Origin of the sequence: Actinokineospora enzanensis DSM 44649 (assembly GCF_000374445.1) — a bacterium.
Classification (GTDB): Bacteria; Actinomycetota; Actinomycetes; order Mycobacteriales; family Pseudonocardiaceae; genus Actinokineospora; species Actinokineospora enzanensis.
Map to the genome: position 1 here is coordinate 1 of NZ_KB894442.1, position 22,659 is coordinate 22,659.

At 67.0% G+C, this 22,659-nt stretch carries 31 protein-coding genes and 1 tRNA gene; 21 read left to right on the top strand and 11 right to left on the bottom strand.

The window, feature by feature from the left end; all coding sequences use genetic code 11:
* The first annotated feature begins 6 nt into the window (after positions 1-6).
* Both C503_RS0132095 and C503_RS46395 read left to right on the top strand, forming a co-directional pair.
* A complete protein-coding gene (locus tag C503_RS0132095; RefSeq protein WP_018683199.1) occupies positions 7-921 on the top strand; it encodes an IS982 family transposase in 915 nt (304 codons plus the stop codon).
* A gap of 27 nt (positions 922-948) precedes the next feature.
* The gene (locus C503_RS46395; RefSeq protein WP_018686334.1) at positions 949-1,086 is read left to right on the top strand and encodes a hypothetical protein; all 138 of its coding nucleotides are present in this window, start codon (positions 949-951) and stop codon (positions 1,084-1,086) included.
* Here C503_RS46395 and C503_RS0132105 read toward each other — a convergent pair.
* From C503_RS0132105 to C503_RS45165, 6 genes are all read right to left on the bottom strand, one after another.
* A complete protein-coding gene (locus tag C503_RS0132105) occupies positions 1,078-1,620 on the bottom strand; it encodes an NUDIX domain-containing protein (protein ID WP_026316917.1) in 543 nt (180 codons plus the stop codon). The two genes, C503_RS46395 and C503_RS0132105, sit on opposite strands and share 9 nt — an antisense overlap.
* Positions 1,621-1,663: 43 nt before the next feature.
* Positions 1,664-2,932 carry a tyrosine-type recombinase/integrase gene (locus C503_RS0132110; RefSeq protein WP_018686336.1) on the bottom strand — a complete coding sequence of 423 codons (1,269 nt, stop codon included), beginning with the start codon at positions 2,930-2,932 and terminating at the stop codon, positions 1,664-1,666.
* 364 nt (positions 2,933-3,296) lie between these two features.
* A complete protein-coding gene (locus C503_RS46400; protein WP_156893658.1) occupies positions 3,297-3,497 on the bottom strand; it encodes a hypothetical protein in 201 nt (66 codons plus the stop codon).
* A 1,533-nt stretch (positions 3,498-5,030) separates the two neighbouring features.
* Positions 5,031-5,216 (bottom strand): MerR family DNA-binding transcriptional regulator, encoded by a 186-nt coding sequence (locus C503_RS45155; protein ID WP_084477436.1) that lies wholly within the window; start codon positions 5,214-5,216, stop codon positions 5,031-5,033.
* Between the two features lie 337 nt (positions 5,217-5,553).
* Entirely contained in the window at positions 5,554-6,123 is a 570-nt protein-coding gene (locus C503_RS45160) for a GNAT family N-acetyltransferase (RefSeq protein ID WP_084477433.1), read from the bottom strand.
* Positions 6,120-6,905, bottom strand: coding sequence for a GntR family transcriptional regulator (locus tag C503_RS45165; RefSeq protein ID WP_084477434.1), 786 nt, complete (start codon positions 6,903-6,905; stop codon positions 6,120-6,122). The genes C503_RS45160 and C503_RS45165 overlap by 4 nt, the downstream gene beginning before the upstream one ends.
* 164 nt (positions 6,906-7,069) lie before the next feature.
* Between C503_RS45165 and C503_RS0132130 the strand changes: the two genes are divergently transcribed.
* The 17 genes from C503_RS0132130 to C503_RS0132210 all read left to right on the top strand — a co-directional run bounded on the left by C503_RS0132130 (position 7,070) and on the right by C503_RS0132210 (position 17,418).
* Positions 7,070-7,252 carry a hypothetical protein gene (locus C503_RS0132130; protein WP_156893659.1) on the top strand — a complete coding sequence of 61 codons (183 nt, stop codon included), beginning with the start codon at positions 7,070-7,072 and terminating at the stop codon, positions 7,250-7,252.
* Positions 7,253-7,257: 5 nt separating this feature from the next.
* A complete protein-coding gene (locus C503_RS41605; protein WP_156893665.1) occupies positions 7,258-7,773 on the top strand; it encodes an NUDIX hydrolase in 516 nt (171 codons plus the stop codon).
* Positions 7,764-8,180, top strand: a complete 417-nt coding sequence (locus C503_RS0132140) for a hypothetical protein (protein ID WP_018686341.1) — start codon at positions 7,764-7,766, stop codon at positions 8,178-8,180. The genes C503_RS41605 and C503_RS0132140 overlap by 10 nt, the downstream gene beginning before the upstream one ends.
* Positions 8,177-8,572: an RRQRL motif-containing zinc-binding protein gene (locus C503_RS41610; protein WP_156893660.1), complete on the top strand. Its 396-nt coding sequence runs from the start codon at positions 8,177-8,179 to the stop codon at positions 8,570-8,572. Before C503_RS0132140 ends, C503_RS41610 begins: the two co-directional genes overlap by 4 nt.
* A 22-nt stretch (positions 8,573-8,594) precedes the next feature.
* Positions 8,595-8,768: a hypothetical protein gene (locus tag C503_RS46405; protein ID WP_018686343.1), complete on the top strand. Its 174-nt coding sequence runs from the start codon at positions 8,595-8,597 to the stop codon at positions 8,766-8,768.
* A gap of 125 nt (positions 8,769-8,893) precedes the next feature.
* A complete protein-coding gene (locus tag C503_RS0132155; protein ID WP_018686344.1) occupies positions 8,894-9,271 on the top strand; it encodes a hypothetical protein in 378 nt (125 codons plus the stop codon).
* Complete coding sequence (locus C503_RS0132160; RefSeq protein ID WP_018686345.1) at positions 9,268-9,663, top strand: hypothetical protein; 396 nt, start codon at positions 9,268-9,270, stop codon at positions 9,661-9,663. Before C503_RS0132155 ends, C503_RS0132160 begins: the two co-directional genes overlap by 4 nt.
* Complete coding sequence (locus C503_RS47035) at positions 9,660-9,824, top strand: hypothetical protein (RefSeq protein WP_018686346.1); 165 nt, start codon at positions 9,660-9,662, stop codon at positions 9,822-9,824. Before C503_RS0132160 ends, C503_RS47035 begins: the two co-directional genes overlap by 4 nt.
* Positions 9,821-10,711: a hypothetical protein gene (locus C503_RS0132170; protein ID WP_018686347.1), complete on the top strand. Its 891-nt coding sequence runs from the start codon at positions 9,821-9,823 to the stop codon at positions 10,709-10,711. The genes C503_RS47035 and C503_RS0132170 overlap by 4 nt, the downstream gene beginning before the upstream one ends.
* Entirely contained in the window at positions 10,708-10,980 is a 273-nt protein-coding gene (locus C503_RS0132175; protein ID WP_018686348.1) for a hypothetical protein, read from the top strand. The genes C503_RS0132170 and C503_RS0132175 overlap by 4 nt, the downstream gene beginning before the upstream one ends.
* The gene (locus C503_RS41615) at positions 10,977-11,351 is read left to right on the top strand and encodes a hypothetical protein (RefSeq protein ID WP_156893661.1); all 375 of its coding nucleotides are present in this window, start codon (positions 10,977-10,979) and stop codon (positions 11,349-11,351) included. Before C503_RS0132175 ends, C503_RS41615 begins: the two co-directional genes overlap by 4 nt.
* Positions 11,348-11,725: a hypothetical protein gene (locus C503_RS0132185; RefSeq protein ID WP_018686350.1), complete on the top strand. Its 378-nt coding sequence runs from the start codon at positions 11,348-11,350 to the stop codon at positions 11,723-11,725. Before C503_RS41615 ends, C503_RS0132185 begins: the two co-directional genes overlap by 4 nt.
* Positions 11,725-13,800, top strand: a complete 2,076-nt coding sequence (locus tag C503_RS0132190) for a hypothetical protein (protein ID WP_018686351.1) — start codon at positions 11,725-11,727, stop codon at positions 13,798-13,800. Before C503_RS0132185 ends, C503_RS0132190 begins: the two co-directional genes overlap by 1 nt.
* 333 nt (positions 13,801-14,133) lie before the next feature.
* Positions 14,134-14,646: a DnaB-like helicase N-terminal domain-containing protein gene (locus C503_RS0132195; protein ID WP_018686352.1), complete on the top strand. Its 513-nt coding sequence runs from the start codon at positions 14,134-14,136 to the stop codon at positions 14,644-14,646.
* Positions 14,647-14,762: 116 nt separating this feature from the next.
* On the top strand, positions 14,763-15,806 hold the full coding sequence (locus tag C503_RS0132200) for a DUF3631 domain-containing protein (protein ID WP_245572639.1): 1,044 nt from the start codon (positions 14,763-14,765) through the stop codon (positions 15,804-15,806).
* Positions 15,803-16,030 (top strand): helix-turn-helix transcriptional regulator, encoded by a 228-nt coding sequence (locus C503_RS0132205; protein ID WP_018686354.1) that lies wholly within the window; start codon positions 15,803-15,805, stop codon positions 16,028-16,030. Before C503_RS0132200 ends, C503_RS0132205 begins: the two co-directional genes overlap by 4 nt.
* Before the next feature lie 68 nt (positions 16,031-16,098).
* Positions 16,099-17,418, top strand: a complete 1,320-nt coding sequence (locus C503_RS0132210) for a tyrosine-type recombinase/integrase (RefSeq protein WP_156893662.1) — start codon at positions 16,099-16,101, stop codon at positions 17,416-17,418.
* Between the two features lie 131 nt (positions 17,419-17,549).
* Here the strand turns inward: C503_RS0132210 and C503_RS0132215 are convergent.
* Positions 17,550-17,630, bottom strand: a tRNA-Tyr gene (locus C503_RS0132215).
* A gap of 155 nt (positions 17,631-17,785) precedes the next feature.
* Here C503_RS0132215 and C503_RS0132220 point away from each other — a divergent pair.
* Positions 17,786-18,280, top strand: a complete 495-nt coding sequence (locus C503_RS0132220; protein WP_018686356.1) for a YajQ family cyclic di-GMP-binding protein — start codon at positions 17,786-17,788, stop codon at positions 18,278-18,280.
* 693 nt (positions 18,281-18,973) lie between these two features.
* Here the strand turns inward: C503_RS0132220 and C503_RS43765 are convergent.
* The 3 genes from C503_RS43765 to C503_RS47050 all read right to left on the bottom strand — a co-directional run bounded on the left by C503_RS43765 (position 18,974) and on the right by C503_RS47050 (position 19,949).
* On the bottom strand, positions 18,974-19,312 hold the full coding sequence (locus C503_RS43765) for a DUF2283 domain-containing protein (protein WP_018686357.1): 339 nt from the start codon (positions 19,310-19,312) through the stop codon (positions 18,974-18,976).
* Entirely contained in the window at positions 19,302-19,460 is a 159-nt protein-coding gene (locus C503_RS47040; protein WP_169514638.1) for a hypothetical protein, read from the bottom strand. The genes C503_RS43765 and C503_RS47040 overlap by 11 nt, the downstream gene beginning before the upstream one ends.
* Before the next feature lie 78 nt (positions 19,461-19,538).
* On the bottom strand, positions 19,539-19,949 hold the full coding sequence (locus tag C503_RS47050; RefSeq protein WP_169514641.1) for a DUF6941 family protein: 411 nt from the start codon (positions 19,947-19,949) through the stop codon (positions 19,539-19,541).
* Between the two features lie 587 nt (positions 19,950-20,536).
* Here C503_RS47050 and rfbA point away from each other — a divergent pair.
* A complete protein-coding gene (gene rfbA / locus C503_RS0132235; RefSeq protein WP_018686359.1) occupies positions 20,537-21,418 on the top strand; it encodes a glucose-1-phosphate thymidylyltransferase RfbA in 882 nt (293 codons plus the stop codon).
* A 295-nt stretch (positions 21,419-21,713) separates the two neighbouring features.
* On the opposite strand, the gene htpX is transcribed toward rfbA, so the two are convergent.
* A complete protein-coding gene (gene htpX, locus C503_RS0132240; protein WP_018686360.1) occupies positions 21,714-22,577 on the bottom strand; it encodes a zinc metalloprotease HtpX in 864 nt (287 codons plus the stop codon).
* Positions 22,578-22,659: the final 82 nt, after the last annotated feature.

Here is a 22,659-nt window from a genome sequence, read left to right on the forward strand (position 1 = left end):
CGGGTTGTGACGACCGACATTGACACCCTCGCGACCGCACTCTACGTCAGAACCGACGACCTGCTGAAGGACGCGCCGCATCTGGCGCCGTGGCGGCCGCGGGTCGGTCTCAAGCCGCGGTTGACCGACGCGGAGCTGGTCACCCTGGCGATGGTGCAGGCCCTGCTCGGGTTCACCAGTGAGGCGCGGTTCCTGCGCCACGCCCACGCCCGCCTGCACCATCTGTTCCGCTACCTGCCCGGCCAATCCGGCTACAACAAGCGGCTTCGTAACGCCGCCGGTCTGGTCAAGGCCGTGATCCGCCTCCTGGCGGCGGACACCACACTGTGGACCGACGACGTGTGGCCGCTCGATTCCACCCCGGTGGAATGCGGCCGGTCCCGCCAGACCACGAAACGTTCCGACCTGGCCGGATGGGCCCAGTACGGCTACTGCGCCTCCCACACCCGCTTCTTCTGGGGCCTGCGCCTGCACCTGGTCTGCACCCCCGGCGGGCTGCCGATCGCGTTCGCGTTGACCGGCGCCAAGGCCGACGAGCGCACCACCCTGCTCGACATTCTCGACACCGACCCCGCGTTGGTCGAGCGACGCCCCGGTCAGACGGTGATCGCGGACAAGAACTACTACGGCCGCGACTTCGAACACGCCTTGGCCGAGGCCGGCCTCGTGCTGCTACGACCTGCCCGCAAACGCGAGGCCGAACGACCCGGCGCGACACTGTTCAAGCCGCTGCGCCAGGTCATCGAGTCGATCAACCAGACATTCAAGGCCCAACTCGACCTGGAACGACACGGCGGTCGCACCAAACCCGGCGTGATCGTCCGGGTCCTGCAACGCATCCTCGCCCTGACCGCCGCCATCTGGCACAACGACAAGACCGGACAACCCGTCAAGCGATCACTGACCGCCTACGACCACTGACCCCATGGAATCAATCATCTAGTCGACTTGGCCTACGCCCACGCGGCAGCAGGTGACCGCACCGCCGCCCAGTCCTACACCCGCGAAGCCCGCCGCCTGGGCCTGCAGATCAAGTCCGATCGCCACCTGCGCAGACTCGGTCAACTGATCCTGCCGTCAACGTGAGTTCAGGTAGTACAGCAACGCCACCAGCGTCCCCGACCCCAACAACTCCTGCCGCTGCGCCAGCTCGTTGACACGGCTCAACGGCACCCACTCCACACGACCAGCCTCTTCCGTGTCAGTCGGCTCCCCAAGGTGCTCGGCGGTCCGCCACAGGTAGACATCCATCGGCGCCGTGACCTGACCCGGCAACGGTTCGAAGCTCACCAGGTGCTCTGGCTCTCCGACCGGTCGCCAACCGCTCTCCTCAGCAGCCTCGCGCGCGGCGGTCGCGGCGGCTTCCTCTCCCTCGTCAACGAGCCCACCCAGCAACTCATAGCCCCACTGGTCGGTCGGGAACCGATAGCGCCACAACATCAGCGCCTCATCCCGCTCGTTCACGATCAACGCAATGGCAATCCGAGCCAGATGCACAACGTGGTAGTCCCACCGTTGCCCGTTCGGCGCCTCCACGTCCGCCAGCCCAACCCGCACCCAGGGGTTGTCATAGACGGTCCGCTCACCGAAGGTCTTCCAGGCACCGCGCTCATCGGTCACGTACGCCAGCCTAGACAGGATCACTGTCCGCACGCGTTGGTGATCATGGCGTTGAACGGCGCTTCGGCATCCTCGTAGCGAGGATCTCGGCGGCCTTGCGGTCCGATGCAGCCACCCAGGCCGCGTACACCCTGAGTGTCGTGGCTCCGCCGCCGCCATGGCCCAGCCGACCGGCGACGGTTCTAAGGTCCACACCCGCGATGAGAAGTTCGGTCGCGGAGTAGTGCCGTAGCTCGTGAACGTGCGTCTCTATGCCCAGCTTGCTGGCCATGTACTTGTATCGTCCGGACACGCTGTCCGGCTTGCAGGGCACACGCGGGTCTGGGTTGCGGATGCCGACGAACACGTACAGCTTGCCGGTGAACTCGATCCCGAGCGATGTGCATCGCTCAACGCAGCGTTGACGTTGTGCGCGCAAGAGGACCACCGTCTCTGAGTCGAGCGCGATACGCCGCATCTGGTGGGTCTTCGTGTCCTTGATCTGTTGGATGCTCTTCCGGTGGATGTAGTTCTGGCGGACCTCCACCACGGCCTCGTCAAGGTCGATGTTGTCCCATTGGAGCGCGCAGACTTCGCCTCGCCGCATCCCGGTGGTCATGACCAGCCAGACCAGGGTTCCCCACTCATCGTCGATGGCGAAAGCCGCGTCGACCAGCCTCGCCGCGTCCTGGGACGACGGCGGATCGGGTTGCGCCGGAAGCTGCTTCGGACGCTTCGCCTTGCGAGCCGCGTTGTCGTCAAGCCATTCCCACCGAACTGCGGCGGCCAGGGCACCGCTGATCACTGCCTGAATCTGCCGGACGGTCGAGGCGGACAACGGCTTGCACACGTGCGGCTTGCACCCACTACGCACGCAGTCGTGAACCCCGTCGACCTTGTGCGTGATGAACGGCGTTCCGTCACAACGCTGCCGACACCGGCGGAGTTCGGCATTGAAGGATTCGAGTACGCGCGGGGTGATCTTCTTGATGGACATCGAGCCCAGCACGGGCCGGATGTTCCGGTCGACATAGCCCCGGTAAGCCTCGCGCGTGCTGTCTTCCATCTCCGCGACACGCAGCCACTCGTCCAACACTGCCCCGAGGGGCACGGCCGACTCGGTCACCCGCTGCTTGTCGACCTGCGCGATGAGGCGGTTGAGTGTCGAGTTCGCCCTGCGGTGCGCGGCCTTGTCATTGCCTTTGACCGTCTCGCGAAGGTACGAACGTTTGCCCGTGACCGGGTCGTCTCCGGAGTAGACCACGACGCGGAGGTTGGTGCCGCGCGACTCGATCCTGCCGCGCTTGCGGGCCTCATCTGGCGAAACAGGCATGGCCTTGAGTGTACGTTCGCACCCAAGGCCGCACCCCAAGATCAACAGCAACTGACCCGCTGATCTACTCTTCGGTTATATATGCTGGTCAAGCTAGTTGGTGGCGGGTAGAGGATTCGAACCTCTGAAGCTTTCGCGACGGATTTACAGGCCATTCCCGCCACCATGTCTGACCTGCGGAAACCGTCTCTCACAGCATAACTTCGGTACGCATTCGGCACAACCCCGCCCGTCCGCCGTCGCCGGACGCCAGGTTTCCCGCCTCCCTCACGCCTGGTCGGGGCGACACGAGGGGCCCGGACGTGGAGGACGTTGCCCCTGGGCGCTGACGTCCAGCAGCCCGGGGCAAGGGGCGCAGAGTCAGCTACTCGCGCCGTTGGTCCCGCAACAGTTGCAGGATCTCGTCGAGCTTCACTCCCTGTTCAGCCTGGGCGGAGACGATCTCGGAGAGTCGGTTGCCCTGCCGACGCTGGGTGGCCTCGATCGTGGCCAGCATCTCGTAGATCGACTGCACGTCGTTGTCGAGCTGCCGCACCTTGCGCTCAAGCTCCGCCGGACTCGTCATGACCGTGAAGCCTAGCCGCCCTAGGCGTTGCCCAGCAGGCCACGGACCGACAAGGCTGGTTGCGGTTATCTAGGTAGCCTGCGCCACCACCTACCGCTCGACGCGCCCAAGGACCGGCTGTAGTCGACGGGGTGGGGACGTTCGCCGGGCCGGACACGAGCGGGGCTATGCCCGCCACAGGCCGTAAAGCCCGTAAAGGCCGTAAAAACGCAGGTCAGAGCTTTACGGCTCGACATCCGGTGCCGTAAACCGGTTTACGGCACACCTCGCCCGGTTTACGACCTTGCAAGCCCGTGACCAGCGCGTTTACGGCCTTTACGGGCTTTACGACCCCTGGAGAACAGGCAGCCCCCTCGACCACAGCCCCGCCCAGGGGCTCACCGGCTGTAGTCGCCGCTCCGACCAGCCTGACCCCGGAGGCCCGGGTCGTGTCGGCATCCGGCCGGGTCAGCGTGCGCGCCGCGCGGGCAGCACCGCCACCAGCCCGAGCGACTTCCTGGTGGCCCCACAGTCGGACGGTGTCCAGTTCGGTTGCGGGCGCGTGGGCAAGTCTTGGGAAGCTGGGGAAGGTAGGGGAAGATTCTGGAAGCCAGGGGGAAGATAGGGGAAGATTCTGGAAGCTGGGGGCTCTTCGAGAAGAGACGACGTTGTTCCGATTCGGAAGTCGCAGAAAGTCGCAGAACTGCGGCGATCTAGCGCTTGACCTGGCCAAATACAACTAGCGAGCGACATGTAGCCCGGCTGCCAACGTTAGCCAACTTTCGTCAAGTTTGGTCAACGTGCGCTAACTCCGACACCCGTGTGATGGTTTGCGTCAGTGCGGTCTTGTAGTCCATGATGCAGCGAGTAATGCCAAGCAAGACGAACGACCCTCCTGGGCTATAGGAGGGTCGTTCGGGTGTCAAACCAGTCAAGGAGTTGACCGCATGACTCTACCCAACAACACCCCAGGTCCCAACCCTTCAACCGCTCTGCATCCGCCTCTGCCTCTGCGCACGGCCTTCCTTCTTCTTCTCAGCGCTACGGTTGGGGCCCTGGTGGTACTGCATCCGTGGCTAGCGTTGCCCATCGGCATCGCCGGTGGCCTATTCAATGTGCTCGATCGCGCCATCGGGAATTAGACAGCCTGGAGACAGCCCGTCGGCTACGGCCCTACAGGGACACTCACCGGCCGTAGCCGACGGGAGCCCCAGGGTTGGACAGGGGCGGGGCTATGTCCGTCAGGGCCCGTAAAGGCCGTAATGGCCGTAAAGAAGCAGGCCAGAGCTTTACGGCTCGACGCTTGCGGCCGTAACCGGTTTACGGCCCACCCCGCCCGGTTTACGGCCTTGCAAGCCCGTGACCAGCGCGTTTACGGCCTTTACGGGCTTTACGACCCCTGGAGAACAGGCAGCCCCCGCGACTACAGCCCCACCCTAAGTTTTACCGGCTGTAGTCGACGTGGGGGCGTTCTCCGGGCCGGACACGAGTGAGGCTATGCCCGTCGCGCGGCCGTAAGCCCGTAGCGACAGCGGCGCGAAGGATGCCCGGAGGCTAGGCGTCTCGCTGTTGCAGCGCTCGAAGGTCGCGTTTGAGTTGGTCGACGTCCCAGCGGGCGTGACCACCGGCTGTCTCGCTTGCCGGGGTGACGAGGCCCGCGCGCCACCATGCCCGCAGCGTCTCCCGGTGGATCCCGAGTTCCCGCGCCGCGTCTCCGGTCGACACCAGGCGAGCAGTCACGGCGGTCACTCTGCCTGGCGAATCTGGCGTTTGCGCTGGTCAACTGGCGATAGTGGCGAATCTGGCGTTTCTGGCGTTTACTGCTCACGCCAAGAAGCGATCACCGACCGGAGGGTGACGGCAATGACGCCGCTATGGAGCGCCCGAGACCATCTAGTCCATCTCTGGGTGTCCCCCGACCCCGTACCGGGCCGTGTACGTCAGACGGTCTGTGGTCTGAGCGTCCCCGCCAGCCTCGTGCATGATCGGCGCGGCGCTATGTGCGTCCCCTGCCTGATCGCCGCCGGGAACGCGATAACCGATGAGAGCCGCTGGCGATCTGGGCCTTAGTCGAGGACTAACGTCCAACATCCTTGAAGGGTGTTGCTTTGATTTTCGGACCGACGACGGCGGGGTCAAAATTAGAGACACGCTTTTCAAAAAGCGTCGCACTGGGTGTCCAGTGATTCGGAACAGTGCGAACCATTTCGAAACCGAGAGACTCGTAGTAACGATGCAATCCATGATTCGTATTCCACACATCAAGGATCAAGTTCTCGCGGCCGTGGGAACGGGCGAGGTTCTCGGCAAATTTGACCATTTCGCCACCAATCCCCTTTCCGGCATGCCCACGTGGGACCATCATTCGATGAATGATGTATGACCGGTCGAGCTCATCATCCGTCCACAGCCCTTCGTCGGGGACAAGATCAACGGCAATAGTCCCGACGGGTTCGCCGTTGTCCGCGATTGCCAGCCAGGTCTCACCCGCATCGATGGAACGTTGGATGCGGCGTTGAAACTCGTCGCGAGTCAAGCCCGCATCCCCCCACTGGTCGCTTCCTTTTTCGTGTATCCAGTCAGTCACCTCCCACCGCCAGTCGGTGATGAGGTCCATGTCTTCTGCTGTCGCTCGCCGAAACTTCATGCCCCGGCTTCCTCGCCGTTATCGGTCATGTGCGTGATTACATTTCGGTCGGCAGGCAGGATTTCCATCGTCAGGCGGGTCGCTACACCCTTCGCGAAGGCGAGTCGCCGGAAGAGAAGAACGGAAACTCCCGAGGCAAGGTCGAATCTCTCACGTTCATCGTTTCGCGCTGGCCGACTAGATATTTCATGGTGAATCTGGTCTTCAACATATCCTCTTGCGGCCATTCTCCTGACGGTACCCTCCGGGATGTCGTACGGCACATCGAGGCCGCATTCTTGGGCAATTAGATGCGGATAGTACGTCGTTTGTACCGACCATGGAATCTCATCAACATAGCGGAACATCTCTCGAACAACGACGAGATCCTTGACGGCAACATTGAGCCTGTCGGCTACTACTACCGTTGCCGGTTCGATACGAAAATTGAAGTCCTGGCTCGGCTCGCGACCAGATGCGCGGACCACGGATGACCACGTGTCTGTGACGCTTCCTGGTTTATCCCTGCGTCGTGGATGTTCCGTATCCACGTTGTACTCCAGCATCGGCAGTCGCCGAATATAGGTTCCCGCGCGACCGCGCGTCTCAATCAGCCCCTCAGCCGCTAGCCCAGCTAGGGCGGATCGGATGGTGCCGCGCCCCGCCTGGTAGTGCTCGGCCATCGCCGGCTCGGTCGGCAGCTTCGCGCCATCGACAAGTCGTACGCCGAGCACGGTCGCCTCAGCGTGGATGGCTTCCCGCAGCTCATCGGCGAGCTCCTGGTACCTCGGTCCTGCTCCCACCGCACCTGCCTCCCGGTTGCGTTCGAACGAATCCTACGCAAGGGCTTGACAGGTGTCGACGCCAAGCCCTAGCGTCCATATCGTTCGAACGCAACGGACGGTATGAACGAATGGAGACGCGGGTGTACCCCAGTCATTACCCCGATGGCTTCACGGAGGCTGTCGTGGATGCGTTGTTGGCGGAGGTGGATGCGACGGTGCGGCCGGTGTACCGGTCGACGTCGCCGGTTGCGATGCGGGATGTGGATGTGCGGCGGGAGCGTCGTGCGATGCGCCGGGCGATCGGTGCGCAGGTGCGTGTGTTGCCGGTGGCCGGCCCTGTGGTTGTGCGGGGTGAGGCTGCGTGAGCGCGATGGGGTCGACCAGTCTGGAGCGGGCGACGTTCCGGTTGCCGGATGGTCGGCTGAAGGACACGGCGGTGGTTCGTCGACCGGACGCGGTGGGTGTGCTGCCGGTGCGGCGGGGTGTGCGCGGCGGGGTCGAGGTGTTCCTGGTGTCCCAGCCGCGTCCGGTGGTGGGTGTGCCGATGTTGGTCGAGGTCGTCGCGGGGAAGCTCGATCCGGGCGAGACCCCGGAGGCCGCCGCCGCGCGGGAGTTGCAGGAGGAAGCCGGGCTGTTCGCCGGTGAGCTGGTGGCGTTGGCGTCGGGGATGCCGGTGTCGCCGGGCTACACCACCGAGCGGATGTCGCTGTTCCTGGCGCGGGGGCTGGTCGAGGTGCCCGCGCGTGCGGAGGACTCCCACATCCACGGCGAGTGGTGGGAGCTGACCGGCGCGGTGGCGCTGGCGGCCAAGGGCTGGATCACCGACATGAAGACCGTGGCCGCGTTGCTGCTGGCCGTCCAGAAGGGGGTGTCGGCATGGGCGTGACGCGCTCGTTCGACCTGTACGCGGTGTTGTCGGTGACGCACCGGTTGCCGTCGAAGTGGTCGATGCATCAGGCAATCCTGGAGTTCATCACCGGAACGCAGATTGAGAGCCCGGTGGGGGTCCTGCCCGCTCGTCCGGCCTGCCGTGAGTGGATTCTCGGGCAGCACCCGCAGTTGCGCGGCATTCCCCGGCGCCCGGACTTCGCCGACGACGACTACGCGGGGATGGACGCGTGGGCGGACGCGCTGAAGCGGCAGTACGGGGCTGAGCTGGAGATCGCCGCGATGCCGGTGGGGCACTGGCAGCAGCCGTCCCTGATGGAGATCGTCCTGCTGTACAAGGACCCGAACCGGGTGCACGTCGTCGACCCCGACCGGCCCGGCTTCGGCGGGCAGGGCCCGTGGTGACCGCGCGGATGGTGCGGTTGCCGTGGAACGGGCAGCACTGGCCGGGCCGGTGGGCCGATGGCGTGCCGACCTTCCGTTTCCGGGACGCGCCCCCGGGGCTGGTCACCCGCCGCCAGTTGCGTGCCCGCGACATGTGCCCGGGTGGCGTGGACTGGGTGGCCCAGATCCGCTGGTCCCGGGGCCGACGCTGGGCCGCGCTCTACCGGCTCGACACCGCCAAACAGTCCCCGGGCGCGACCACCGCCCAGCTCCAGGCGCTGTGGAAGGCCAACAGGGCGTTGCGCACCTGCGCCGCCTGCGGACAGTTCACCGACTACCGGCTGCCCGCCTCCAACGGCCGCCGCTGCTGGCCCTGCGACCAGACCACCACACCCACCGATCCCACCACCTGATCACCAGGAAAGGGCACCAGAGATGGCCGAGAACACCTCCGACCACGAGTACGACCCGGAGTACGACCCGATGTTCGCCAAGATCATCCGGGGCGCCCAAGCCTTCCACCAGCGCGAAATGGCCGCGTTGCACGAGCGCATGGGCCTGCCCACCGACAAGTCCGCGAACGGCAAGCCCTCCAAGAAGGGCAAGTGACCCCGCCACCGGCCGGCAAGGCCGTGCCCGGGAACAACCCCCGATCCGGCGCTCGAACCGCCAAGAACGCTCGCCGGATCGGGGTCTCCAGCCACCACCAGGCAACCAGTAGTGGAGAGGGATCGATGCTAGCCACCCATGACAGCACCGTGGAACTGCTGTCCGACGCTGTCACCGTTCTGGACACGGTCGTGCGTCTGGTCTCCGCGCACCAGTTGGTCGCCGACCGGGTCTCGGTCGACGACCACGCCCTGATCTCGATTGACCACCCCGTCGAGTTCGGCCGCTGGGCCACGGCTCTGGGGGTCGAGGAGTTCACCGCGTGGCGCAAGGACGAGGACACCGTGGTGCTCCACGTCAGGAGCCGTGTCGAGTACATCGAGGTCACCGTCCTGGGCGAGGTCGCCGACCTGCCCGGGGTGAGCACCCGCCACCAGCGCTTCCTCGTGGCTGTGCTCACCACCACGACCACGCTGGCCGAGGCGCTGGGGGGTGCGGCGTGAGCGACGTGGTGATGGGGTCCTGCCTGACCTGGTCCGGCGGGTCCACCTACGGCATCCGGGTGCAGGTCCCGGTCGGTGAGGTCATCTATGCCCTGGACCGGCCGTTGATCCTGGTCACCCCGGTCGCGGCGGTGACCCCGGACCTGACCGTGAACGGTCCGGCGATCGAGATCCGCACCGACCGGTGGACGGTCGTGGAGGTGCGCTCTCCCTACGTCGGCGGGGCGGCGCGGGCGTTGCCGGTGGTCTGCGCCGACCGCGCGGTGGCCGAGCGCATCGCCGTCGCCTACACCGACGACCCGTCGGTGGACTGGGACACCGACCCCGCCGACCAGGAGGCGTGGTGCCTGTGCTGGACCGCCGCCCACGACCAGGACGGAGACACGGCATGAGCGCCTACATCGTCCACACAGGACGCCGCAAGTGGTGGGACGGGCGGGTGATCACCTTGTGCGGCCTGGTCATCCCGAAGATGGAAGCCGAACGCTGCTGGTTTTCGGCGCCGACCTGCCCGACCTGCAAGGAACTCAAGAAGCGGGGGGTGCGCCCGTGACCAGCGCCTACCCCGTCGCCCTGGACACGCTCGTGGAGCGGGTCAAGTCCCGCGCGGTCGAGCTGGGCGAGGTCCCGTCCCGCAACCGCATCAAGACCGAGTTCAAGGTGGGCGCGCCCAAGGCGTCCGCCGTGCTGGCCGAGTTGGAGGCCACCGGGTTCGACCCCACCCGCCCCGACACACCGACCCAGCCCCTGCACGTGGTCCGGGCCGGTGAACTCGCCGACCCCGACCCGGCGGGCGGGCCCGCCGCCGACGTGGTGACGCAAGCGACCGGGACGGTTGCGTCACCGGCCGACCAGGTCGGGCCCGTTCCCGTCCTGGTGGACCTGCCTGCTTCCGACGTGGCGGGGGTGTCCTTGGCGGCGCCTGAGGTCACCACCGTCACGGACCCGGGTCCCGTCCCGGTCGCGGTGCCTGCCCGGGCCGGGGTGCGGGGTGGGGGGGAGTGGTCGCGGACGTTGCCGCTGTTGGTGATCGCGGCGGGCGCGTTCGTCTCGATCTGGTCCGGCTGGGTGGGGCTGGGAGAGAAGTCCGGGTTCGGGTTGGTCCGGCTGCTGCCGGGGATCGCGGACGAGTTCGTCATCAACTCCGCGATCACCCTGCCGTTGGGCATGGAGGCCTACGCCGCGTTCGCCCTGCGGGTCTGGCTGACCGGCGGGTCGGCCGCGAAGGGACGCGGGTTCGCCAAGTGGTCGGCCATCGGCGCGCTGGTCCTCGGAGGACTCGGGCAGATCGCCTACCACTTGATGACCGCCGCCGGGATCACCGTCGCCCCGTGGTGGATCACCACGTTCGTCTCGTGCCTGCCGGTGGCGGTGCTGGGCTGCGCGGCGGCTCTGCTGCACCTGCGACGTGAGAGCACGGCAGAGGAGGCCGGGCGATGAGCGCGCGGGTCACCGGCCCCGTGGACCCGGGTCCGGGGCGTCGATCCGGGTGGCGGTCGGGGCTGCGCGCGCGCTGGCGTCGGGTGGTGTCGGCGGTGGGGTTCGTCGCGGTGCCGCTGGACGAGTTGGTGACGGCGTGGCTGGGTGTGCCGCCGGTGTTACCGCGGCTTCGGTGGTGGTGGCAGCAGGTGGCCGCCGAGTGGCGCGTGTGGCGGTGCGGCGTGGTCGAGGCCGAGGTAGTCGACGTGGAGAACGGGGTGTGGCGATGAGCAGGGACCGCAGGATCGATGAGTTGGCCCGGGTGGAGTTCACCGGGTCCATGGGCGAGGCGATCGGGCACTACTCGGCGGCGTTGCGGAACATCTCGCGTCGCTGGGACACCGAGCTGGGGTTGGCGTCGGCGGACGTGCGGGCGGCGCTGGTGGCGACACGCGGGTCCTGGCTGGGGCTGGACAAGGCGGCCCGGCGAGTGCGGGCGCGGCGGGTCGCGCGGCGTCTGCGGCGGGCCCAGTCGCTGGCGGCGGCCCTGGCCTCCAGGGCCGACCGGTTCCGGACCCAGTACGCCAAGCAGTTCCTGGTGACCGGCGTCGAGGCAGCCAAGGACTACACCCGCAAGCTGGAGGAAAGGGGCGGCGAATGAGGAGCGCGGCGGAGCGGATCGAGGAGATCGCCGAGTGCGAGTTCACCGGCAAACGCGTGGCCGAGCGCATCGCCCAGTACGCCCAGCTCACCCAGCGTCTCGCCCATGACCTGGCCCGGGAGCTGGACACGGCCGAGGAAGCCGCGGAGACCGCGTTGCGTCGGCTCAAGGGCCACCCGCTGCTGGTGGGCATCGATGTGCGCCTGCGGGCCCGGAAGGTGACCCGGGAACTGCGCGAGGCGCGGGAGCTGTGCAAGGGCATCTCGGCGGAGGCAGTCGCGTTCAACCTCCAGTTCCGCCGCGAGTTCGCCGACGCCCTGGACCCGAAACGGGCCGAGAAGACCAGGCACCATCGCGGAGAGGTCGACCTGTGATGCGACGCAACACCAACCCCGTGGCCCTGGTCGCCGCCGATGAGGCGAGCACCCCACGGCTGTGGGCCAAGATCGGCAGCCAGGCCGGGGTGCTGGCGCCCCCGTGGCTGCTGCTGGCCGGTACCGCCGGGGCCGGGGCGCTCTCACACGCGGTGTGGGGTGATCCGGGCGAGGTCGCCTGGGCCGCCGTCGCCGCGACCCTGGGCACCACCGGCCTGTCCAGCCTGACGTGGGCGATCACCCACGCACGGCGGCTTTTGGGGCGGGTGCACGCCACCGCCACCGTCGCCGCCGCCGGGGCGTGGCTGACCACCGCCACGGTCACCGGCCTGGACTCCGACGTGGTCACCGGCGCCCTGTGGTGGGGCGGCGCCGGTCTGGCCCTGTCGTGGAACCTGCGCTCGGTCATCCGCCGCCTGGACCCCGACCAGCAGGGCGGCGCGGACGCCCTGGCCACCCTGTTCGACAAGGCCAAGGACCAGGCCGGGCTCAAGGGCGCCCGCGCGCGGGCCACGCAGGTCACAGAACGCAAGATCAAGGGCGTGCTCGCGCTGGCCCCGGGCGAGGCCACCGTGCACGACGCCCAGCGCTCCATCGGCAAACTGGAGTCCGGAATGCAGGTCCCGCCCGGCACGCTGGCGCTGGCCGCGAACCCCGACCGCGCCGACCTGGCCGAGATCACCGTCTCCGACCCGCGTGTGCTGCGCACCCCGATCCCGTGGCCCGGACCGTCACGGCCCGGCGCGTCCATCGCCGACCCGCTGCGGGTCGGGGTGTTCCAGGACGGCGACGACTGCGAGTTCACCCTGCCCGGCAGCCACCTTCAGGTCATGGGCAGGACAGGGTCGGGCAAGAGTTTCGGCTCCGCCTGGAACACCCTGGGCGAGATCATGACCCGCCGCGACGTCCAGGTCATCGCCGTCGACACCAGCAAGGACGAGCAGACCCTCGGTCCGCTCAAGCCCGGCCTGGCCGCCGTGGTGACCGACCAGGCACACGCGGTCGAGGTGCTGCGCAGGCTGCACCGCCAGATCCCCCAGCGCACCAAGACGCTGGGCCGCACCGGCCACAGCAAGTGGACCAAGGGCTGCGGCATGGACTTCGTGGTGCTGTGGATCGAGGAAGCCTCCAAGTTCCTGGCCGCACTGTCCGGCAAGGACGAAGAGCGCTTCGAGGAGATCATCAAGGAAGCCCGCTCCGCCGGAGTGGCCATCGTCCTGTCGCTGCAACGCTCCGACTACACCCAGATGCCCACCCTGGTGCGCGGCCAGCTTGCCAAGTGGTGCTTCGGGCTCGGATCGTCCGACGACGCCAAATGGGGCCTGTCCACCCGCCAGCAGAAAGTGGACACCGTCGCCCCCGAGGAATGGGAGGCCAACTACCCCGGCATGGCCTACCTCGACGCGCAGGGCGTCTCCGAGAAACACGCCATGATGCCGCTGCGCTGCTACGACTGGGGCGAGAGCACCAGCCGCGAGACCATGGCCGCCCACGTCGCCGAACACCACCAGCACCACGACCCCGACCCGCTCACCGCGCAGCTGCTCCGCTCACCCGCCGGCGGCCCCCGGGACACCGACCTCGACCACACCGAGACCGACAGCGACAGCGACAGCGACAGCGACAGCGACAGCGACAGCGACAGCGACAGCGAGGACACCATGGACTGGGACGTGGCCGCCGACGAACTGGACGACGCGGCCCGGCACGACCCCGACCTCGCCGACCCCGACAGCACGGTCACCGCCGCCGCCCGACCCGACACCCCGATCCAGCAGCCCACCCCCGACGAAGCCGAGGCACTGCACACCGACCCGCCCGCCCAGCGGGCCACCCCCACGCAGTCCCGCGCCGCGCTGCACGACTGGCTCACCGAACGCGCCGCGACCGGACACGACACCTTCACCGCCTCCGACCCCGGCCTCGCCACACTGCGCGAACACCTCGGGATGGGACGAGCGTGGACCTACAAGGTCCTCGGGGAACTCCAGGACACCGGACGGCTGACCGTCCACAACGGCCTCTACACCATCGAACCCGACACCGACCCCGACACGGGACTGCGCGCCGCCTGACCCCCGCGCGCGGCTGCGCGTAAGACGCCCGACCACCCTCAAGATGATCTTGTCACGCGGGTGTCACACCCACCCGCGACCACCTGTCACGACACCTGTCACAGGCGGTGTCACGGCACCTGTCACGACCCGTGACACCGCCCCTGACCTCACACTCTCCACCCCAGCCCCGCCCCGCACCCCACCACAGGTGTCACGCGGGCCGCTCACCCTCCACAACCACACCCCCAGGGACACGCCACCAGGCCACTCCCCCTGGCCCCGCACGCCCTTGAGCCGGACTTGCCACCTCGGTCAGCCACCCCCAGTTTCTGTCAGCAAAGGACACTCGCCATGTCTGCCGCGCACAGCCCCACGCTCGACCCGGAGCGGATCGTTCTCGGCACGCTCATGTGGGCCACCCCCGACCAGGCCCGACCGCACCTGTCCCGTCTCGACCCGGGCGACTTCACCGACCCGAGGGGGCGGGAAGCGCTGGCCGTCATGTCCGACCTGATCGACACGCGGGTGCCCAGCCTCGACCCCGCCACCCTGCTCACCCACGCTCAACGCGGCGGCATGTTCCGTGACACCAACACCGCCCACCTGCTCACCGGCTGGGTGTTCGACGCCCACGCCACCGCCGTCCCCCTCGTGGTGGTCGAGTTCCACATCGCCGCGTTGATCGAGACCGCCTACCGCCGCGCCCTGACCGCCCACGCCACCCGACTCCGGCAGATCGCCGACATGCCCAGCCTCGCCGAGATGGACCACCACCTGGCCGCCGCCAACGCCACCCTCGCCCGACACCGCGCCCGCATCGACACCCCCGCGCTGCGCGCCTTCGACGAAAGGAGCGCAGCATGACCGCCGCGCTGCACGTTGTCCCGGCGCCACCACCGGTACCGGGACACCTGATCCTCGACCAGGTGCACGACTTCGTGACGCGGTTCTCCGTGTTCCCGCACGAGCACTGCGCGCCCATGCTCGCGCTCTGGTACGCCCACACCTGGGCGGCCGACGCCTTCTACATCACCCCCCGCCTGATCCTCTCGTCCCCCGAACCGGGCTCAGGCAAGACGCGGGTGCTGGAGATCGCGCAGCACCTCACCAGGCAACCGGAGATGACCGCCGGCGGGTCGGCCGCCGCGCTCGTGCGGATGGTCGCTGCCGGGCCGATCACCGTGCTCATGGACGAGGTCGACACCGTGTTCGGTTCCGGCGGTGCGGGCAACGAGGAAGTCCGCGGCATGCTGAATCTCGGCTACAAGCGCACCGCGACCATCCCCAAGACCAAGGGGGACCCTGCCAGCGGATTCACCGTCGAGCGCCTGCCGATCTTCGCCCCGACCGCGTTGGCCGGTCTCGCCGGGCGCATGCCCGACACCATCACCACCCGTGCCATCACCATCCACCTGCGCCGCCGACGCCACGACGAAACCGTGGAGCCTTACCGCGAGGCCAAGGTCATCCGCCAGGCCCTTCCGATCCGTGAGGCATTGAGCGCCTGGATGACCGAAATCGGCGAACGGCTGGTGGAGGCCGAACCGCACATGCCCGCCGGGGTGGATGACCGGCCCGCCGAAATCTGGGAGCCACTGCTGGCGATCGCCGACGAAGCGGGCGGACACTGGCCCGATACCGCGCGTGCCGCGTGCACCCACTTCGTGTTCAACCAGAAGAACACCCCTTCCCTCGGTGTCCGGCTCCTCGCGGATCTTCGCGCCCTGTTCACCGAGACCCGCACCGACCGCATGCACAGTGCCGAGATCATCACCCGACTCCGCGCACTCGATGACGCGCCCTGGTCCGATCTCGGCGGCAAACCACTCGACGCGCAACGCCTCGCCCGGGAACTCAGCTCTTACCAGGTCGCACCTTTGACGTTCCAGCATGAGGGCAGAAACGGAAAGGGCTACGTCACTTATCCCACCACCACCCAGGTCGAACAGGTGGGACTCGCCGACGCCTGGGCTCGCTATCTGACCGCGACGGACAACCAATTCGGCGACAAGGGGGAGCTATGACCACCAACCGGGCCCGTGGCACAGCACCGGGTGCCCGCCGCGTTTCTCGCGACTTGCTGACCGTCGCCGAGTTCTGCTCCGAGTTCAAGATCTCCCGGTCGACGCTCTACGAATGGCTTCCCAAGGGGCTTGCCCCGAAATGCACCAAACTGCCCAACGGTCAGCTCCGGTTCGACCGGGCCGACGTCGACCAGTGGTGGCAGAGCCTCCGGGCGGCAGCATGAGCACAAGCTATGACGTACGCGTCTACGCCACCGACATCTACCAGGGGAAACGCACAACCACCTACTGGGTGCAGTGGTCGGTGTCCCGGCAGCGGTTCAAGAAGCCGTTCAAGACCGAGGCGCTCGCGGACAGCTTCCGGTCGACGCTGGTCAGCACGTCCCGAAAGGGTGAGGCGTTCGACCTCAAATCCGGTCTTCCGCTGACGTTGCTGCGCAAGGAGACCAAGCACATCTCCTGGTTCCAGCACGCATGCAATCTCGTGGATGCCAAGTGGGACGAATCGTCACCCGGTCAACGGCGGACGGTTGCCGACACCCTGGTGCCCATAACCCTGGCTCTGACAGTGCCCAGGAAGGACCGCCCATCGGACGAGGTACTCCGGAAAGCGATGCGCCGGGCGTTCAGCCCCAACCGCAGGGACACCGGGCACCCGCCGGATATCGCGGACGCCCTGATCTGGCTGGTCGCGAACACCAGACCGGTAAGCGATTTGGAAGAGCCGAGTGTGCTACGCGAGGTGCTGACAAAGATTGAGCGCAAGATGGACGGACATCGAGCGGCACCGAACACGATCCGACTGCGCCGGGTAACTCTCGGAGTGGCACTGGACTACGCGTGCGTCGAAGAGAAGATCTTGACGACCAACCCGCTCAAGAACGGCGCTGTGAAGAAGCGCAAGCAGGCCGTACGCCAAGTCGACCGGCGGTCCGTGATCAACGCCGTTCAGTTCCGGACGATCCTCGCCGAGGTGCGGAAGATCGGCCGCACAGGACGCAAGTTGGTCGCGTTCTTCGCCGTGATGTTCTTCGCGGGGCTACGTCCGGAGGAGGTCACGGCCCTGCGTCGCGCCGACCTCGTGCTACCGCCTCGCGTGTGGGACGAGGACGCGCAGAAATGGCGAGTCACCGAGACCGGTGACATCAACGTCGCCGTGGCCACGCCGGAGGTCGGCGGTGCGTGGACCGACAGTGGACGACCCAACGAAGAGCGCGGGCTGAAGCATCGCGCCGAAGACGAGTTTCGGCGCGCGCCCATGGCCCCTGAGTTGGCGTTGATCCTGTACGAGCACGTGGACGAGTTCGGCATCCTGCTGGACGGGTTGCTCTTCGTCGCCGAGCGCGGCGGTCGCATCGGCAGCTCGACCTACTGCCGCGTGTGGTCCCAGGCCCGGGAAGTCGCGTTCACGCCGGAGGTGGCCGCGTCGGCGCTGGCGAAGCGCCCCTACGACCTTCGTCACGCGTGCGTGTCCTTCTGGCTCATCCTCGGAGTGGAGGCTGCCCGCGTGGCAGCGTGGGCGGGGCACAGCCTCGCCGTGCTGATGCGCGTCTACGCCGCGTATATCGACGCGGGAGAGGGCAGGGCCCGGCAGCTCATCGCATCCATGTGACCGCGCCAGCCCTTCGGTACGTCCTCGGTACAGACACCCGCAATCGACCGGATTCGGTCGGACACAACCGGACAGAACACAAACACCCCCGTGCCCTGTTTACGCAGGTCATGGGGGTGTTTTCGCAGGTGTGGCGGGTAGAGGATTCGAACCTCTGTAGCTTTCGCGACGGATTTACAGTCCGCTCCCATTGGCCGCTCGGGCAACCCGCCGGGGTGTCCGTTGCCGGACGGGGGGAACCTTACCCAACGGGCACGGGCTGGTTCCAACGGGTCCCCCCTTTTGCGCGGCGGGGGTCCGCTCGGGGGTGGCGGCGGTAGCATCCGTGCCGACCTGAACATCCCATGAACGCGGAGGTGCGTGGCACGTGGCGGACCCGTCATTCGACGTGGTGAGCAAGGTCGACCGGCAGGAGGTGGACAACGCGCTCAACCAGGCGGCGAAGGAGTTGACCACCCGGTTCGACTTCCGCAACACCGGGGCGAAGGTGAGCTGGTCGGGGGACGAGGCGATCACCTTCGAGGCGGAGACCGAGGAGCGGTGCGCGGCCGCGATCGACGTCTTCAAGGAGAAGCTGATCAAGCGCAGCGTCTCGCAGAAGGCGTTCGACATCGGGGAGCCGAGGCCGTCCGGCAAGAAGGTGTACCGGGTGACCGGGACGCTGGTGCAGGGCATCTCCACGGAGAAGGCGAAGGAGATCGCCAAGAAGATCCGGGACGAGGGGCCCAAGGGCGTCCAGGCCCAGATCCAGGGCGACCAGCTGCGCGTGTCGGCCAAGAAGAAGGACCACCTGCAGGACGTGATCGGGCTGCTGAAGAACAGCGACTTCGGCATCGCCCTGCAGTTCACGAACTACCGGTGACCCCCCGCTGACCTGCGCCGATGCCTCACGCAGCGGTCCCCGGTACACTCCGGGTAAATCCGAGCGAGGCATCGGCCAGGTTGCGGGTCTCCGGCCAGTACCCGACATAGGTGTCCAGGGTGATAGTCGGTGTGGCCCATCGCGAGCTGGTCCTGTGGTCGACGCAATCCGCGGTCGGTCTCCGCGCGGACACCGACCGCCGAGGCGCGACAACCACCCAACAGCACACAGGAGCCGGAGGAGCGCAACAACCACCGGACGACGGTTGAGCGATCGGATGCGGCCCGAGAGATTGCCCTCGCCGGGTGGACAGGTCTCCGGGATGACGGCAACCATGAACACTTGCGGTTCGTCGGGGGCAAACCATCATCCCGACAACCTTCCCGAGGGCTACCAGGGCCGGAGAGAGGGCGTAACCCTCGACCACGCTGGGGGCACAATCCTCAGTCACACACGCGCACTCGCCACCCCGGTCATGGAGGGTTGCGCCCTCTCCTACCCTGCAGGGCTGACGCCAGGGTGACGGGATGACGGGAACCCCGCTCCTTGTGGTGGCGAAAGCCACCCGAAGTGTCCACTATGGATGATCGGCACCGGTTGAGTTGATCATGAACAAATGGCCCCGACCTGGGGAAATGTTCAACAAAGGAGGTGCTATCGCCCGCGACAGGCCGGAGTCAATTGTGAGGCAGGTTACAGGCCGGGAGAGGCCGTCAGCATCTGGAGCGGCTGACTGAACGTCGCCACGGAGCCAGCCGCGTACGTGCGAGCAGGCGTCGAAGACCGCATAGCCTGCAGCAGCACAGCGAGTGACTCGCTCCGGATGTGGTACTTCACGACCAGTTCATCCAGCGGCACCGAGGCGTCCAGGTCGAGAATCTCGATACCGACAGTGACACCGTGCTCATCCAGATCGACAACGATGGAGTCGTTGAACTCAACGCTGCGAGCGACTGCAGCCGCGCTGAACTGCAGGTACGCGGCACCAGCCTCTTGGTCGATCTCCAAGGAGATGCCGTGGCTAGTTGTCATCGTCGCCCTTCCATACGGTCGTGATGATGAACTTCTCGGTGTCGCCATCCCTGTCCGTTGCAACAACGACCTTCAGCGTACGTGTTCCCACGTCGCCAATGTAGGTGGAACTGGCCTCTTTCACGATGCGGGTGTTGAAGTTACCCAACAGGTTAAAACATCACTCTCGGTGATCCCTCGCTGCGCCATGCGCCTGCGCGCGTGTCCCGAGAACTGCAGGCGCATCTCAGCTCGCAGTCCCAGCGACGATGCGAACTTCGAACGGAAGGGAGCCCACGACCTGACCATCAACCTGGATCTCCAGGGCGTAGCTCCCGGAGACTGCGACCGGGAATCCCAACGGAATGACGGTTACGGCGTGGCGAGCAACAGGCGCATCCGCTTCGCGGTTGTCAGTCACGGCAAGTCCTGAGACCTCGACTTGAAAGACCGGGTCGCCAGGGGTGAGCACACGAACACCGAAGCCGACAGAGGTCTCACCATCGCCCAAGTTGAACCGCATCACTAGGTGTACCTGTTGCACTAGGCCAGACGAGCGAACCTCCATGCGATCGAAGCCGCCACCGACGACGGTCAACAGGCCGCCTGAGTCCACCCTGGCAAACTCCGCCAACATCGCAAAGTCAAGACCCGCCACAACCATCCCTCTCTCAGCTGTACTGACGTACCGCCAGGCCCATATGGACGTTATCCAGAGGTCCTCAACATATGTTTGATCCGGGCCGAAAGATCCGCAGCGTTGAGGGACTCGGGCTCAGGGTGATCCGAGACGTTTATCAGCCGTTCGTCACGACACTGGCAACTAGCCGCAAACGTCATAACTTACTCAAAAGGCGTAGTTACGCCTATTCTGCAAGCTCAGTGGCGTTTTTGCAGGAACAGAGTGTAGCGCGCGTCGTTCCGCTTCGATGTCTGGCCGGTACAAGTCGGGTGCGGATCCAGCATGGCACCAGTCCGCACCAGCCATCACGCAACGGCACCAGTCCGCAGGTCAGAAGTCTCCCGCTAGGGTTGCCCAGGGTAGGGCGCGGTTCACGAACTAACGCTGACCAGCGCGAACAGGGGCGGGCCGGTCGGGCTCGCCCCCTGTGTCGTCGGTCACCCAGGTAACCCGACACCGGTCGGTCGCGATGCATTCGTGGGGGATCCGTCCCCGCCACTAGGCAGCCTTGAGTTCCGGGGGCTTCCATCAGGTGCGAGTTGGGATACGACAGGGGAGCCGTGATGAAGGGCATCGTCCTCGCCGGGGGCAGTGGCACCAGGTTGCACCCGATCACCCAGGCGGTGTCGAAGCAGCTGCTGCCCGTCTACGACAAGCCGATGATCTACTACCCGCTGTCGGTGCTGATGCTGGCAGGCATCCGGGACATCCTGATCATCTCCACGCCCACCGACCTGCCGAACTTCCGCCGCCTGCTCGGCGACGGCAGCCAGTACGGGGTGCGCTTCGGCTACGCCGAGCAGCCCCAGCCCAACGGCTTGGCCGAGGCGTTCATCATCGGCGAGGACTTCATCGGCGACGACCACGTCGCGCTGGTGCTCGGCGACAACATCTTCTTCGGCCAGGGCTTCTCGCAGCTCATGCAGGCCCACATCGCCGACCTGGACGGCGCGGTGCTGTTCGGCTACCCGGTCAAGGACCCGCAGCGCTACGGCGTCGGCGAGGTCGACGCCGAGGGCAGGCTGGTCTCCATCGAGGAGAAGCCCGCCCAGCCGCGGTCCAACCGGGCCATCACCGGGCTGTACTTCTACGACAACGACGTGGTCAAGATCGCCAAGGGCCTCGCCCCGTCCCCCCGGGGCGAACTGGAGATCACCGACGTCAACGTCGAGTACATGCGCCAGGGCCGCGCCCGTTTACTGGACATGGGCCGCGGCTTCGCCTGGCTGGACACCGGCACCCACGACTCGCTGCTGGAGGCGGGCCAGTTCGTGCAGGTCCTGGAGCACCGCACCGGCGTCCGCATCGCCTGCCTGGAGGAAATCGCCCTCGACCGCGGTTTCATCACACCGGACGAGTGCTACGCCCTTGGCGCCAAACTCGCCAAGTCCGGCTACGGCGACTACGTCATGGGCGTAGCTCGCGCGGCGGGCGCCACGGGCTGATCATCGGGTCCGAATCCCGCTGGCTGGAACCTCTTCGCACGCACCTGGGCACCACGTGGCCAGGATCTTGCGCTGCTCCAACGGATCTGTCCTCCGGTGTGCCCAAGATCGTGGTAATGCCACGAGGTACGGCGACGAGTTGGCCCGACTCACCCGCGCGGGGATCGACCTATTGGGACGACTGCCCGGTCGGCGCCGCACCCGAGTGACCGTGGCGGAGCTTGGTCTGGCCCTCGAAGGCCGAGAACGGTCGAAACGCCGGGGGTTGGCGCACGCCGGACGCGCGAGTGCCGGGTCAGAAGCCGTCGCGGGCCATGCGTTCGAGGCGGGCGATTCGGTCGGCGATCGGCGGGTGGGTGGAGAAGTGCCGGGCGACGCCGTCGCCGGGGCGGAACGGGTTGGCGATCATCAGGTGGGACTGGGCGGCGACCGCGGGTTCGGGGGCCAGGGGGGCGTGTCGGGTGCCCTGGTCGAGTTTGCGGAGGGCGGAGGCCAGGGCCAGCGGGTCGCCGGTGAGGCGGGCGCCGGACTCGTCGGCCTGGTATTCGCGGGAGCGGCTGACGGCCATCTGGACGATGGTGGCGGCGATGGGGCCGAGCAACGAGACCAGCAGCAGGGCGATCGGGTTGGCGCGGTCATCGTCGTCGTCGGTGAAGACGCCTGCGAAAAGGGCGAGGCTGGCGAGCATGCTGACGATTCCCGCGAGAGCGCCCGCGACACAGGAGATGAGGATGTCCCGGTTGTAGACGTGGGACAGTTCGTGGCCCAGGACGCCGCGGAGTTCGCGTTCGTCGAGTAGGTCGAGCAGGCCGGTGGTGCAGCAGACGGCCGCGTTGCGCGGGCTGCGGCCGGTCGCGAACGCGTTGGGGGCGTCGGTGGGGCTCAGGTAGAGGCGCGGCATGGGCTGGCGGGCGGTGGTGGCCAGCTCGCGCACGATCCGGTACAGCGCGGGCTGCTCGGCCTGCGACACCGGCCGGGCCCGCATCGCGCGCAGGGCCAGCTTGTCGGAGTTGAAGTAGGCGTAGCCGTTGACGGCCAGCGCGAGCACCGCGCCGACGAGCAGCGCCGTGCGGCCGAAGAGAGAACTCACGAGCAGGATCAGTGTGGTGAGCCCGCCCAGCAGGAGGGCGGTCTTGAGCCCGTTGAAGTGACCGTGCACGCCGCACCTCCTCGTCGTTCTCGTCTTCGTTCCAGTCCGCAGTATTCAACGACCACCCGGCGCGAGAAGTTCCAACCGGACA

Bases quoted from the DNA above. Each gene is read 5' to 3' on its own strand.
- C503_RS0132110 (WP_018686336.1), bottom strand. From the start codon at position 2,932: ATGCCTGTTTCGCCAGATGAGGCCCGCAAGCGCGGCAGGATCGAGTCG.
- C503_RS46400 (WP_156893658.1), bottom strand. From the start codon at position 3,497: ATGACGAGTCCGGCGGAGCTTGAGCGCAAGGTGCGGCAGCTCGACAAC.
- C503_RS45160 (WP_084477433.1), bottom strand. From the start codon at position 6,123: ATGAAGTTTCGGCGAGCGACAGCAGAAGACATGGACCTCATCACCGAC.
- C503_RS41605 (WP_156893665.1), top strand. From the start codon at position 7,258: ATGGGGTCGACCAGTCTGGAGCGGGCGACGTTCCGGTTGCCGGATGGT.
- C503_RS0132140 (WP_018686341.1), top strand. From the start codon at position 7,764: ATGGGCGTGACGCGCTCGTTCGACCTGTACGCGGTGTTGTCGGTGACG.
- C503_RS46405 (WP_018686343.1), top strand. From the start codon at position 8,595: ATGGCCGAGAACACCTCCGACCACGAGTACGACCCGGAGTACGACCCG.
- C503_RS0132155 (WP_018686344.1), top strand. From the start codon at position 8,894: ATGCTAGCCACCCATGACAGCACCGTGGAACTGCTGTCCGACGCTGTC.
- C503_RS47035 (WP_018686346.1), top strand. From the start codon at position 9,660: ATGAGCGCCTACATCGTCCACACAGGACGCCGCAAGTGGTGGGACGGG.
- C503_RS0132175 (WP_018686348.1), top strand. From the start codon at position 10,708: ATGAGCGCGCGGGTCACCGGCCCCGTGGACCCGGGTCCGGGGCGTCGA.
- C503_RS41615 (WP_156893661.1), top strand. From the start codon at position 10,977: ATGAGCAGGGACCGCAGGATCGATGAGTTGGCCCGGGTGGAGTTCACC.
- C503_RS0132185 (WP_018686350.1), top strand. From the start codon at position 11,348: ATGAGGAGCGCGGCGGAGCGGATCGAGGAGATCGCCGAGTGCGAGTTC.
- C503_RS0132190 (WP_018686351.1), top strand. From the start codon at position 11,725: ATGCGACGCAACACCAACCCCGTGGCCCTGGTCGCCGCCGATGAGGCG.
- C503_RS0132195 (WP_018686352.1), top strand. From the start codon at position 14,134: ATGTCTGCCGCGCACAGCCCCACGCTCGACCCGGAGCGGATCGTTCTC.
- C503_RS0132200 (WP_245572639.1), top strand. From the start codon at position 14,763: ATGCTCGCGCTCTGGTACGCCCACACCTGGGCGGCCGACGCCTTCTAC.
- C503_RS0132205 (WP_018686354.1), top strand. From the start codon at position 15,803: ATGACCACCAACCGGGCCCGTGGCACAGCACCGGGTGCCCGCCGCGTT.
- C503_RS43765 (WP_018686357.1), bottom strand. From the start codon at position 19,312: ATGACAACTAGCCACGGCATCTCCTTGGAGATCGACCAAGAGGCTGGT.
- rfbA (WP_018686359.1), top strand. From the start codon at position 20,537: ATGAAGGGCATCGTCCTCGCCGGGGGCAGTGGCACCAGGTTGCACCCG.